Here is a 12,398-nt window from a genome sequence, read left to right as displayed (position 1 = left end):
ACGCATGCAACTCCTTGACGGAAAACTGATTTCCTCCCAAATTAAGGCCGAAATAAAAACTGAAGTAGACTACTGGATGTCGCGGGGAGGCAAGAAGCCCCACCTGGCGGCCATTCTGGTGGGGAACGACGGCGCCAGCGAAACCTACGTGGCTTCCAAAATCAGGAGCTGCGAAGAAATTGGCTTTACCTCTACCCTGCTTCGATTTGATTCGGACGTAACCGAAGCCGAACTACTAGGGGCCGTAGAACAGTTAAACACCGATCCGGATGTGGATGGATTTATTGTACAGCTGCCGTTGCCCAAACATATTTCCGAAAATACCGTCATGGAAGCGGTTCATCCGTCCAAAGATGTGGATGGTTTTCACCCCATTAACGTAGGGCGTATGTGCAAGGGGCTTCCGGCTTACCTGTCGGCGACCCCCTTCGGTATTCTGGAAATGCTAAAAAGAGCTGAAATAGACACTGTGGGGAAGCATTGCGTGGTCATAGGTCGCAGCCAGATTGTGGGCTTACCCATGAGTATTTTGATGCAACGCAACACCTACCCCGGCAACTGTACCGTTACCATCTGCCACAGCAAAACCCACAACCTCATAGAAATCTGCCAGGCGGCCGATATTCTGATTGTAGCTTTGGGCAGGCCCGAATTCGTAACGGCCGATTACGTAAAAGAAGGGGCCGTAGTTATTGACGTGGGAATAAGCAGGGTACCTGACGCCAGCAAGAAAAGCGGATTCGCCATTAGAGGAGACGTAAACTTTAACGATGTAGCTCCCAAAGCCAGCCACATTACCCCGGTACCCGGCGGCGTGGGACTAATGACCATTTGCGGACTACTTACCAATACGCTGATGGCCGCCCGGAAGGAGATTTATAAATAACGCTACTGAACAATTAGAAAGTAAAAAAGGACCGGTATCGGTCCTTTTTTACTTTACATATACTTCACCATAAAATTCAGCAGCTTTTTTATCTTGTCCGTGTAGGGTGGATACAGGAATTTGGTGGTACCAAACTTTCGTTTCATAATTCCTTTGGCGTTGGAAAACTCCTGAAACCCAAAAAAGCCATTCGACTTCCCAATACCACTGTTGTTAACTCCACCAAAAGGAATTTCGTGGTTTCCAAAATGGATAAGCAGGTCATTTACGAGTGCATTTCCCGCGCTGGTATTGGATAGGACGTAGTTGGCATTAGCGACGCTTGAGCTATGGACATACAGGGCCAGTGGCTTTTCGTGTTGGTTTACGTAGGCTACCGCATCCGGCAATTTTTCGTACTCCATAACGGGTAATATGGGTCCGAAGATCTCCTCCTGCATAACCTTCATGGAATCATTTACTCCGGAAAGTACCGTAGGTTCAATAAAATTATCAGCCGGATTGGTCTTGCCCCCTAACTCTACCACCGCCCCCTGCTCTACCGCATCGTCCAGGTAGGATTTTAAGCGGTCGAAATGGCGGTTGTTAACTATGCGGGCGTAGCTTTCGGATGCCTCGGCCTCTTTTCCTTCGGGGCGGTACATGGTGGTAACCGCCTTGGTAAATTCATCCAGGAATTTGCTACGTACGGAGCTATGTACCAGTACGTAATCGGGGGCGATACAGGTCTGGCCGTTGTTCAGGAATTTGGCCCAGGCTATTTTCTGCGCCGTGGTAGCTACATCGGCGGTTTCATCCACGATGGAAGGAGATTTACCACCCAATTCGAGCGTAACCGAGGCCAGGTGTTCGGCGGCTGCTTTCATGACAATCTTTCCCACGGCGGGGCTACCCGTAAAGAAAATATGGTTAAACGGCAGCGCCAGCAGCGCCTGAGACACCTCAACCCCACCTTCCATCACGGCCACCTCCTCGGCAGAAAATACCGCCTCCACTACTTTTCGCACGTAGGCAGATGAATGGGGCGTCAGTTCGGAAGGCTTAATAATGGCAACGCAACCGGCAGCCAGGGCCGAAATAAGTGGCTTCAGAGCCAGATTGATGGGGTAGTTCCAGGGTGAAATAATCAAGGCATTTCCTTTGGCCTCGTATTGAATATAGGCCGAAGTCCCCAATGCACTCAGGGGCGTAGCTACTTTCTGGGGCCTCATCCACCGCCGCAGGTGCTTGATGGTGTACTTTATTTCACTGGTCAGCACGTACATTTCACCCAGCAAGGTTTCAGCGGCGGGCTTTTTAAAATCCTTATAGGTTGCTTCCTGGGCTTCTTCCAGGTGGCTGGTCAGGTAGTTCAGCAGCCGCTTCAGCCGTTCAATCCGCTCTTTGACCGTGGTCTGCGCCATGGCGGGGGCAAATCTTCGTTGTTTTTCAAAAAGCAGGCGGGCTTCCTGCTGTATTGCCTCCTCGGTTAAAGGTATATTCATGATCAGTTCAGGTATTATCTGTTTTCCCAAGTTAACCAATCAGTCAACAATTACCTCAAAAAAAGGGTAATGATTTGCAGAATTCAGCTTTTACTAAATATTTTGTCAAAAAAGAGTACCTTGTCCTGACAAGCACGGCCCATGAGTATTGTAAGTAACAACATCAAGTACCTTCGCCGCCTGAACGGCCTGACCCAGGAGCAATTTGCCCGGAAAATAGGAATTAAACGTTCCTTGTTGGGCGCTTATGAGGAAGCCCGCGCCAATCCAAACCTGACCAACCTGAAAAACATGGCGCAGGCCTTTGGTATTTCGGTGGACCAACTCCTTAAGAATGACCTGCGTAAAATAAGGGAAACTCCCAACCTGGGGTTACCGATGAATGGTGCTGTCGGGCAGAATCCTCCGCCACCGCTCATGGCTGATCCCACCCCACCCCAACCTCTGGCGGCCATTATTGACAAGTACCAGCGCCCCCGACCCACCCTCCGGATGGTTTCCCGCCAGATAACCTTAAAACCCGTGCATCAGCGGGGTACCTTTCAGCCGGGAACGCCCCCACATAGTGTGGCTCAGCAAAGTGTTGCCCAGCAAGGTGGTCTTCATCATGGTGTTGCAAAAAATAGTCAGGAGCCTGCCCCTTCGGTTCAGGCGTCGTACCTTCCCCCCCGGTTTAACAGCCAGTATGACGGGGGAACGTCGGCAAATGGAACCTCCCGGCCGGAAGAGCACCTGTTCAGCCAACAATCCATTCAGCTGGTCAGGAATAGCCAGACTACCGACTACCTCACCAACTACCAGAACAGTACTTTCCTGACCCGGCTGCCTCAGTTTCAGCTCCCGAACCTGCCTTCGGGCAACTACCGGGCCTTTGAGGCGGGCGAGGACTTTGCCTTTCCGGGGGCTTTACTGGTAGGTACTTATATAAGGAACTGGTACGACATCAAGGATGGAGCCAATTACATATTTGTACTCAGAAACCAGGGCATAGTTTACCGCCGGGCTTATAATCAGGTAAAAATCAAAGGGATAGTACTGCTAAGTTCCGATATAGCCAGTGTTTCCAGCACCGAAGTCTCCATTAAGGAGGTACTGGAAGTCTGGGAAGTGAAAGCGTTTGTAAGTCTGCAATTACCCGAGCCAAGCCTTTCTATTGACCGGGTACGGGAACTGGTAGAGGAGCTGCGCCACGAACTAGACCGCAACCCATCGTTCTAACCGCTCAAACAGGTTTTCGATTTGGGGAAGTACCTTGCTTTTGGGCGTTGGATTCAGAACGGAAGCGCCCAATTGGTACCAGAGGCCGTCTCCCACCGAAAGATAGGTACCTGGTTCCGAAGGACGATTTTCCATTGCCTCGTCGGCGACAAATTCGGCTTTGAATACGGTACCCATTACCTCTTCCAACTGTTCCCAGTCCAACTGCTGTGTGGTATTTTTATTGTTATTAATGGTGAAGGTCTTGGTAATAAAAGAGGCATTGAAGCCCATCCAGGTTTCTTCCCCTTTTTCTATCCGCAGGTATTCCATTTCAAAGGTTTTTTCCCGGCCCGAAGCTTCAAAAATAGCCTGCATGAGTTCCTGGAGAAAGTAGGACCAGCTTTCTTTGTCCACCGGGCTGCCTTTTTCCGTTTCCCCTTCCTGGCTCCACTGAACTTCAATAAATTCCTCCAGTTCATTTTCCTCGGCCTCCTCTACGTATTGACTATAGGTAAGGGTGGAATTCAACTCTGCCACCCAAATATGGGGCAAATTTCCCTGCCATGAGAAATCATCATTCAGGGAAAATCCTTCCCCTATGATCTCATCCTCATCCAGTTCGTCGCGGTCCAGGTATACCATATCAAATTGTACGTTAATACTTTCCGACTCCGCGGGTGTCAGGCGCATGGTATAGTAGTAAGAATAAGGTGCGGGCACTACGGGAGCGGTCTGGTACTTGATAAGTACCTCATCGTATCGCAGATCTTCTGTTTTCATGCAATCGTGTAGTTGTGTATGTTTGGTGTTATTCCTCAAGCTGCCTGAGCAGGTCAACAGTTCGCCTCTTATCTACTTTATCGGTGGGAGTTTTCAGGAATTCATCAACGAAGTAAATGCGCCGGGGGGCCAGATACGCCGACTCCCGTTGCCGGATTTCACTTAGTACTTTTTCACCTGGAAAATATACATCCCGATTCTTCACTACCATAATCAGTTTTTGCCCCAGCTTTTCATCAGGTTCGTGCCAGCAAAAAAATTCAAATGAACATCCCATACCGTATAAAATCTGTTCCACTACCCGCTCCACCTGCTCCAATGGGATCTTCACTCCACCAGAGTTTATTACCTGGTCGGCCCGGCCCAGCCAGCGAAAGGTACGGTCGGAGGTAATTTCTACCAAATCATTGGTTTGGATGGTCTGGTGGAGCGTCATGGGGCCCGATACATACAGGCAACCCCGCTGGTCCACCCCAAAGTTCACCCCTTCCAGAAGGGTATAATCTTCGTGGGGCCCGGTGCCGTTCAATTGCCGCAGGGCCACGTGCGACACGGTTTCGGTCATTCCGTAGCTTTGGTAAACGGGTACGCTCAAACGTCGGATTTGCTCCCATAAGGCTACACTTACGGGTGCCCCTCCCAACAATATTTTCCCCAGGCTACCTACCCGCCTCCGGGTTTCTTTATTTTCAAGAATGTCGGAAAGTTGTAAAGGTACCAGGGCAACAAAATCAAAGGTTTGCCCGGCCGGTACCGACAGCAGCGGATTAGCGGAAGGCTCCATAATGGTCAGCTCCCAGTCAAGTACCATACCTCTGGTCAGCATCATCACCCCGGCAATGTACCGGATATTGAGCGCTACCAGCGCCCGGGTTCCTTTTCCTAATTGCAGGGCTTTTCCCGTCAGGCGGGCGCTACTCTCGAGTTGTTCCCGGGCCAGGGTTATGGGCTTGGGCTGCCCGGTAGAGCCGGAGGTATGCAGGAGGTACTCAGGCTGATTGGCTATCCAGGTTTGGGCGAAATCGTAAGCAAGTCGAAAGTAGGCCGACTCCGGTACTGGTTGCGTGGCAATTTGCCTACGGTTGGTTTGCCAAAGCATCTGCATTTATTAATTTTTTTCCTGTCAGAATATTCAGGCCCGTCTGAAACCACTATTATTGGAATGAAATCTTTACTATCAACCTCAACAAATACCCGCCCTATCTCGTCAGAAGCGATATGATTTTTCTTTTTGGCCGTTTTTCGAACCGGAAAGTTAATCAATAGTTTTTGAAGGAAAGAGAAAGTATCCTTAATTTCGGCCACTCAATAGGAGGTACTATGTCAGAGCAGGAAGAAGAAAATGAAAAAATTGCCCAGAATCCGGGTTTAATGGAATACGCCCATACCGCCGGCGGAGCAGTTATCCGCCCCGACGATATGGGGAAAGTAAAAGGGCGGTCGGTGCTGGCCATGCGTCAGCAAACGGATATTCAGATGGCGCAGATTTACCAGCAAATGCAGCTCCTGGCCGACCAGGCCAATCACATTAAAAAGCGGGTGGAAATCTCGGAGCGTATTTACTCGGCCCACATGAGTTTTGAACCGCTGATTGGACATACCTACTACCTGTACGAGCGCCAGAACGGAACCGACACGCTTTCGCTGATTGGTCCAAATGAATGGGGCCGCTCTAAGCCTTTCAGCAGGTTTGTGGCAAAGGTACATATGCTGGCCGACCATACCTGGGAAGTAGAGTACCATACCGATGAAGTACAAACCCATACCTAGTACTTATTGAATAGCTTGCGTAAATAGTGCTGATTACCCCAAAATTAATTCTAATAACCTCTCTGTCTAGCTTTAATGAACTACTGGATTGTAAAGTCGGAACCCTTCAAATATTCGTGGGAACATTTCGTTAATGAAAAGCGCGCCGTTTGGGATGGCGTACGGAACTATCAGGCACGAAATAACCTGATGGCTATGAAGCAGGACGACCTGGTTCTTTTTTACCACAGCAACGAAGGAAAAGAAGTGGTAGGCGTAGCCAAAGTAAGCCGGGAGCATTACCCCGACCCCACCACCGACGACACCCGTTGGGTGGTAGTTGAGTTAGAACCCATGGAACGACTGCCCCGAACCGTCCCCCTCAGCCAGATGAAAACTGACGAACGCTTACAGGACCTGGCCCTCATCCGACAGTCCCGTTTATCTGTCCTTCCCCTGCGGCCCGAAGAATTTGACGTAATCTTAGGTTTAGCCCATGAACAAAACTAATGCTATGCTGAAGTCAGCATTCCTCCTGTTACTATCGTTATCCTTATTTATTCAACCCCTGCTGGCGCAGGATGTCAAGCGTATCGAGCTGCCAGTACCGCCGGGTAGCGGAGCCTACCAAACCATCTCTATGGGAGAAAAAGGGCTCCTGCTTGTCTCCAAACCAACCCGAAGTACCTACAATGTCCAGAAGTTTGATACCAGCCTGGACCGCGTGTGGTCAATTGACGGGGCCATTGAAGCTAACCTCGACCTGGTTTCCTCTACCTACGACGGTCAATCGGTCTTTTTACTTTTCAGCCGGTTCAGAAGCAACATTTACCAGATTGTCAAGGTAAATATCGGTCCTGGTTTTGTAGAAACCTTTACCATCAATACCCTCGACCGTTTTCAGATTACCGATTTCAAAACGCTGGGGTATTCTATTTTCATGGCCGGCATGGTCCGGGAAGAACCGGTTCTTATCCATACCAACCTGACTAATCTGCAAACCAAGGTAGTACCTTCGGCTATCCGGGGTTCCAGTGCCATTCAGTCCATTGAGGTAGACACCACGCATAGGCTGGTCAATGTCAGTTTTGCGGTAAAAAAAGGCAAACAAACCAGGATTGTTGCCCGCTCCTTTGATGAGTCCGGTCAGTTGCACTCGCAGGTCATGGTGGAGCCAAAAGAAGATTACTCCCTGCTCAACGGCCGCCTACAGGTACTGAACGACTCAGTAAAACTCCTGATAGGTACCTACGGCTACCGGAACATGCAGAGCGCCAATAACGCCGCCTCTCAGGGCTTGTTTATCAGCAAAATAGTGGATGAACAGGTCCAGTACACCCAGTACCACAGCTTTACCGATTTTGATAATTTCTTCAATTTTATGAATGAAAGGCAGCAGGAGAAAATGGAGCGCCGCATTCGTAAGAAAAAAGAAAGTGGTTCTGATTTGCGGCTAAACTACCGCCTGCTTGTCCACGACATTGTCCAAAAGGAAAATCAGTACCTGCTGGTTTCGGAAGTATTTTACCCGGAGTACCGCTCCCAAAGCCCCAACCTGTACGGAATGAATTCTTTTTGGGGAAATCCCATGATGATTGGCTCTCCCTTCGGTTACGGCCTTTACAATCCCTGGCTGTGGAATCCGCTGTACGGTACGCGCGGTGGTTATAATCAGCAGGTTTTTGACGGTTTTGTGTATACCCACGCTATTGTGGCCGGTATCAATAAAGACGGGAATCTGATGTGGGACAACAGCATCAACTTTGATAATGTAAAGAGCATGGAACTCCGCAAAAAAATAAATGTACAGATGACCAAGGCCGGAAGTACCCAGCTGGTTTACTCGCACAACGGAGCTATTCGCAGCAAGCAAATTAAAGGAGATGCCGTCGTAGACGGAGACCGGCAGGTAGCGGTAGCCACCAGCCAGGAAGGTGATAAAGTACGCCGCACCAGTACCGATGATATTGACCACTGGTACGACAACTACTACCTGGCCTGGGGAGAACAGCGTATTGTGAACGCCAGCGCGGGGGATGCCCAGAGCCGCGGTCGCCGGAATGTCTTTTATCTTAGCAAAATATCCTTTTAGTACCAGTGCTGTTACTTACCCCTACCCAACATACCGACTACGAACTGCTGGATACGGGCGGTTTTGAAAAACTCGAACGCTTTGGCCCGTATATACTGACACGTCCCGAACCCCAGGCGGTTTGGGACAAATCTTTGTCTGAGCAGGAGTGGGAAACCCGTTCCAATGCTATTTTTAAAAAGGATAAAGGGTCTCAGGAAAAGGGGCAGTGGTTAGTAAAAGGCGATATGCCCGACCGCTGGGTTTTTCAGTACCGTACCCATAAGCTGCACCTTCGTACCAAACTGGCGCTTTCGTCTTTCAAACACGTGGGTCTGTTTCCCGAGCAGGCTACCAACTGGGACTACATCGCCGAAAAGCTGTCGCTCCTGCGTGAGCCTAAACCAGCGGTACTTAATCTTTTTGCTTATACCGGTGGAGCTTCCCTGGCGGCCCGGGCTTCCGGAGCGGATGTCACCCACGTGGATGCCGTCAAGCAGGTAATCAGCTGGTCAAGGGAAAACATGGAGCTAAGTGGTCAGGATAACATTCGCTGGGTGGTAGAAGACGCCATGAAGTTTGTAAAACGGGAAGTACGCCGGGGCAAACGCTACCATGGTCTCATTCTGGACCCGCCCGCCTACGGCCGGGGACCTGACGGTGAAAAATGGCTGCTGGAGGAGCAAATCAACGAAATGCTGGGCCTTTGCGCTCAGCTTCTGGAAAAGGAAAACTACTTCTTTATTATTAATCTGTATTCTCTAGGTTTCTCCGCCCTGATTATTGAGAATCTTGTCCGGGCGCATTTTGGTCAGGTACCTAACCACGAGTTTGGCGAGCTTTATTTAAAAGATTCTTTTGACAAAAAGCTTCCGCTGGGAGTTTTTTCCCGTTTTTCGGACCTATCCGTGTAAAATACGTACTTATTCCCCAACTTTGCAGGAGAAACAAAGTAATCTATTTTAATTCAGTGGTTTTTATTTGGGTATGAAGGGAAGAAGGTCTGTTTTCAGCTCACTCCTATTGCTTGCCGTTTGTTCGATGGCAGGCTTTCTGGTGTCCTGTCAGAGTGATGCCCGCAATGCTACGCGCATACCGCCTACCCCATCCGAAAAATTAAAGTCAAACTGGCAGAAAGATGCCATCGACGCCCTTACCAATAACATCAGGCGCAAGATTGACCTGGATAACAGCTACTTCAAGCGTGCGCGTATTTATTTTGAAAATGAGCAGTACGATCTGGCCATCAATGATATTAATGATGCCATTGAAAACAAAGATAACGTTGGCGATTACTACCTGCTACGCGGGCAGGTCAACCGGGAACTGAATAACCTGGACGCGGCCCTGCAAGACGCCCAGCGCGCCGAAGCGCTGCAACAGGTTAGTCCCGAATTATACATTCTGATGGCGGATATTCTTCAGGAGAAAAAACGTTTTCGGGAAGCCCAGAACTACCTCAACCGTTCCCTGCAGATGGCCCCCTACGATGGGTCCGCCTACTATGTAAAAGGAATGCTCCAAAGTCGGATTGGTGATACTACCGCCAGCCTGGGCAGCTTTAAACAAGCCATTGACCTAAACCCCCGGCTGCTCAGGGCGTACCAGCAAAATATTATTATCAACAACCGCCTGGGCAATTTAAACAATGCCTTGTACTATAATAACCTGGCCCTGAAAAGGTACCCTAAGGATGCCATTTTACACTTTGAGCGGGGCCAGTTTTACAATGCCCTTAATAAGTCCGACAGTGCCCTGCTGAGTTATAACAAAGCCGCCGCCCTTGATCCCAAATTAACCGAAGCGTACTTTCAGAGCGGGTCGATTTACCTGAAATGGAAAATGCACGATGCCGCCCTGAAAGCCTTTGAGAAAGTAAAGAATAACCAGGCTGAATACCCCCAGATAAATTACCTCATTGGGGTAACCCTGGAGCGTATGGGATACGACGATAGGGCTAGTGAATTCTATAAAATGGAATTGGAAAAGTCGCCGGAAAATCAACTGGCCTACGCGGGCGTAGTACGTTTGCAAAGAAGGGAAATGGGCCAGTACAGCACCCCGTCGGCTCGCGAACCTGCTCAGCCTTCCGCGCCTACCCGCATACTGGATACAAACCGGGTTCAGATTAGAACTATTCAACCGCGCAGGTCAATTGATATGGGTACCGACACCACCCGAAAAGTAATAATTAGATAACAGTAAATTTGATAAACAGTACCTTCTGAATGACTGATTCATCTGAAATCAAAATAACACTACCCGATGGTAGTGAGCGTAATTACCCACAGGGCGTTACCGGCCTGGAAATAGCCCTGAGCATTAGTGAAGGCCTGGCTCGTAATGTACTGGCTACTAAAGTAAATGGCGAGGTTTGGGATGCTACCCGCCCCATTGAGTTGGATGCTTCTGTTAAACTACTTACCTGGAACGACGACGAAGGAAAAGCGGCCTTCTGGCATTCTTCGGCTCACCTGCTCGCCGAGGCGCTTGAGGCGCTGTATCCGGGCGTAAAGTTTGGCACGGGCCCTTCTCTGGAAAAAGGTTTTTACTATGACGTGGATCTGGGTGAGCACACTATTTCTCAGGAGGATTTCCCAAAAATAGAAGCCAAAATGATGGAACTGGCCCGCCTGAAGAGTACCTATACCCGCCAGCCAATCAGTAAAGCCGATGCGGTTTCCTTTTTTACAGAAAAAGGCGACCAGTACAAACTTGAATTAATTGAAGGGCTGGAAGACGGTTCTATCACCCTCTATACCCAGGGAAACTTTACGGACCTTTGTCGTGGTCCGCATATTCCGGGCACCAGCATTATTAAGGCCGCCAAATTGACCAACGTGGCTGGAGCCTACTGGCGCAACAACCAGGAAAACAAAATGCTGACGCGTATATATGGTATTACGTTTCCAAAACAGAAAGAACTGGATGAGTACCTGACCCTGATTGAGGAGGCCAAAAAACGCGACCACCGAAAACTCGGTAAGGAACTTGAGCTTTTTGCCTTTTCGGAAAAAGTTGGTCAGGGTCTGCCTTTATGGCTACCCAAAGGTGCCATGCTACGTGAGCGTCTGGAGGGTTTTCTGCGCAAGGCGCAACTCAGAGCCGGGTACCTGCCCGTAGTTACCCCGCACATTGGAAGTAAAGCCTTGTACGAAACCTCCGGCCACTGGGAAAAGTACGGAAAGGACTCCTTTCAGCCCATCAGGACCCCTGACTCGGACGAGGAGTACATGCTCAAGCCAATGAACTGTCCCCACCATTGCGAAATTTATAAAACCAAGCCCCGCTCCTACCGCGATTTGCCGCTTCGTCTGGCTGAGTTTGGAACGGTATACCGGTATGAGCAAAGCGGAGAACTGCACGGCTTAACCAGGGTACGTGGCTTTACTCAGGATGATGCCCACATTTTCTGTCGGCCCGATCAGGTAAAAGAAGAGTTTATCCGGGTTATTGACCTGGTGTTATACGTGTTTCGCAGCCTCGGCTTTAACGACTACAGCGCTCAGATTTCCCTGCGTGACCCGGAAAATAAACAAAAGTACATTGGAAAGGACGAAGACTGGGACAAAGCCGAGCAGGCCATTATTGAAGCGTCGGCCGAACGTGGCCTCTCTACCGTTACCGAACTGGGTGAAGCGGCTTTCTACGGTCCCAAACTGGACTTCATGGTACGCGACGCGCTGGGGCGCAAATGGCAGTTAGGTACTATTCAGGTAGACTATCAGCTACCGCAGCGGTTCAATCTGGAATACGTCGGCTCCGATAACCAAAAGTACCGGCCGGTCATGATTCACCGGGCACCTTTTGGGTCAATGGAGCGCTTTATCGCTATTTTAATTGAAAACAGCGCCGGGCAGTTTCCTCTGTGGTTATCACCCGATCAGATAGCTATACTCCCTATTTCCGAAAAATACGCCGACTACGCGGAGGAAGTGTTTTTTAATCTACAGGACCACGACATTCGGGGTTTTGTGGATCACCGGGATGAAAAAATTGGCCGGAAAATCCGGGATGCGGAGGTAACCAAGGTGCCTTTTATGCTTATTGTAGGTGAAAAAGAAGCCGCCGAGGGAATGGTTTCCGTTCGTCGCAAGAACGAAGGAGATTTAGGTACCATGCTTATCGCCGACTTTGCCGACTATTTTCAAAAAGAAATCAAAAATAATTTGTCAACTTTTTGATTTTTAGTTATTATTCCGGCGTACAGGCATTATTTTTGTGCGCA

The 12,398-nt window shown here is 49.5% G+C and carries 11 protein-coding genes; 8 read left to right on the top strand and 3 right to left on the bottom strand.

Going from position 1 to position 12,398, the window contains the following annotated elements; translation table 11 throughout:
* Positions 1-4: 4 nt before the first annotated feature.
* Positions 5-886 carry a bifunctional 5,10-methylenetetrahydrofolate dehydrogenase/5,10-methenyltetrahydrofolate cyclohydrolase gene (locus tag VGN67_RS14640; RefSeq protein ID WP_327487602.1) on the top strand — a complete coding sequence of 294 codons (882 nt, stop codon included), beginning with the start codon at positions 5-7 and terminating at the stop codon, positions 884-886.
* 53 nt (positions 887-939) lie between these two features.
* On the opposite strand, the gene VGN67_RS14635 is transcribed toward VGN67_RS14640, so the two are convergent.
* The gene (locus VGN67_RS14635; protein WP_327487601.1) at positions 940-2,370 is read right to left on the bottom strand and encodes an aldehyde dehydrogenase family protein; all 1,431 of its coding nucleotides are present in this window, start codon (positions 2,368-2,370) and stop codon (positions 940-942) included.
* 141 nt (positions 2,371-2,511) lie between these two features.
* Here VGN67_RS14635 and VGN67_RS14630 point away from each other — a divergent pair, with 141 nt between their 5' ends.
* Positions 2,512-3,588, top strand: a complete 1,077-nt coding sequence (locus VGN67_RS14630; RefSeq protein WP_327487600.1) for a helix-turn-helix transcriptional regulator — start codon at positions 2,512-2,514, stop codon at positions 3,586-3,588.
* On the opposite strand, the gene VGN67_RS14625 is transcribed toward VGN67_RS14630, so the two are convergent.
* The gene (locus tag VGN67_RS14625) at positions 3,565-4,350 is read right to left on the bottom strand and encodes a hypothetical protein (RefSeq protein WP_327487599.1); all 786 of its coding nucleotides are present in this window, start codon (positions 4,348-4,350) and stop codon (positions 3,565-3,567) included. The genes VGN67_RS14630 and VGN67_RS14625 overlap by 24 nt on opposite strands.
* A gap of 28 nt (positions 4,351-4,378) precedes the next feature.
* Positions 4,379-5,455 carry an AMP-binding protein gene (locus VGN67_RS14620; protein WP_327487598.1) on the bottom strand — a complete coding sequence of 359 codons (1,077 nt, stop codon included), beginning with the start codon at positions 5,453-5,455 and terminating at the stop codon, positions 4,379-4,381.
* Positions 5,456-5,670: 215 nt separating this feature from the next.
* Here VGN67_RS14620 and VGN67_RS14615 point away from each other — a divergent pair, with 215 nt between their 5' ends.
* The 6 genes from VGN67_RS14615 (at position 5,671) to thrS (ending at position 12,354) form a co-directional block, all read left to right on the top strand.
* Positions 5,671-6,120: a DUF2452 domain-containing protein gene (locus VGN67_RS14615; protein ID WP_327487597.1), complete on the top strand. Its 450-nt coding sequence runs from the start codon at positions 5,671-5,673 to the stop codon at positions 6,118-6,120.
* A gap of 75 nt (positions 6,121-6,195) precedes the next feature.
* Positions 6,196-6,609 (top strand): EVE domain-containing protein, encoded by a 414-nt coding sequence (locus VGN67_RS14610; RefSeq protein ID WP_327487596.1) that lies wholly within the window; start codon positions 6,196-6,198, stop codon positions 6,607-6,609.
* The gene (locus VGN67_RS14605) at positions 6,596-8,191 is read left to right on the top strand and encodes a hypothetical protein (protein ID WP_327487595.1); all 1,596 of its coding nucleotides are present in this window, start codon (positions 6,596-6,598) and stop codon (positions 8,189-8,191) included. The genes VGN67_RS14610 and VGN67_RS14605 overlap by 14 nt, the downstream gene beginning before the upstream one ends.
* A 5-nt stretch (positions 8,192-8,196) precedes the next feature.
* Positions 8,197-9,084, top strand: coding sequence for a class I SAM-dependent methyltransferase (locus VGN67_RS14600; protein ID WP_327487594.1), 888 nt, complete (start codon positions 8,197-8,199; stop codon positions 9,082-9,084).
* Positions 9,085-9,211: 127 nt separating this feature from the next.
* Positions 9,212-10,369, top strand: a complete 1,158-nt coding sequence (locus VGN67_RS14595; protein WP_327487593.1) for a tetratricopeptide repeat protein — start codon at positions 9,212-9,214, stop codon at positions 10,367-10,369.
* Positions 10,370-10,398: 29 nt separating this feature from the next.
* Positions 10,399-12,354, top strand: a complete 1,956-nt coding sequence (gene thrS, locus VGN67_RS14590) for a threonine--tRNA ligase (RefSeq protein ID WP_327487592.1) — start codon at positions 10,399-10,401, stop codon at positions 12,352-12,354.
* Positions 12,355-12,398: the final 44 nt, after the last annotated feature.

Origin of the sequence: Telluribacter sp., assembly GCF_035998675.1 — a bacterium.
In the GTDB taxonomy this organism is placed as follows: Bacteria; Bacteroidota; Bacteroidia; order Cytophagales; family Spirosomataceae; genus Telluribacter.
Note: the sequence above shows the minus strand (reverse complement) of the source record. Positions and strands in the feature narration are given on the sequence as shown.

Excerpts from the sequence above, each read along its gene's own strand:
- VGN67_RS14615 (WP_327487597.1), top strand. The coding sequence starts at position 5,671 with ATGTCAGAGCAGGAAGAAGAAAATGAAAAAATTGCCCAGAATCCGGGT.
- VGN67_RS14635 (WP_327487601.1), bottom strand. The coding sequence starts at position 2,370 with ATGAATATACCTTTAACCGAGGAGGCAATACAGCAGGAAGCCCGCCTG.
- thrS (WP_327487592.1), top strand. The coding sequence starts at position 10,399 with ATGACTGATTCATCTGAAATCAAAATAACACTACCCGATGGTAGTGAG.
- VGN67_RS14620 (WP_327487598.1), bottom strand. The coding sequence starts at position 5,455 with ATGCAGATGCTTTGGCAAACCAACCGTAGGCAAATTGCCACGCAACCA.
- VGN67_RS14630 (WP_327487600.1), top strand. The coding sequence starts at position 2,512 with ATGAGTATTGTAAGTAACAACATCAAGTACCTTCGCCGCCTGAACGGC.
- VGN67_RS14610 (WP_327487596.1), top strand. The coding sequence starts at position 6,196 with ATGAACTACTGGATTGTAAAGTCGGAACCCTTCAAATATTCGTGGGAA.
- VGN67_RS14625 (WP_327487599.1), bottom strand. The coding sequence starts at position 4,350 with ATGAAAACAGAAGATCTGCGATACGATGAGGTACTTATCAAGTACCAG.
- VGN67_RS14640 (WP_327487602.1), top strand. The coding sequence starts at position 5 with ATGCAACTCCTTGACGGAAAACTGATTTCCTCCCAAATTAAGGCCGAA.
- VGN67_RS14605 (WP_327487595.1), top strand. The coding sequence starts at position 6,596 with ATGAACAAAACTAATGCTATGCTGAAGTCAGCATTCCTCCTGTTACTA.
- VGN67_RS14595 (WP_327487593.1), top strand. The coding sequence starts at position 9,212 with ATGGCAGGCTTTCTGGTGTCCTGTCAGAGTGATGCCCGCAATGCTACG.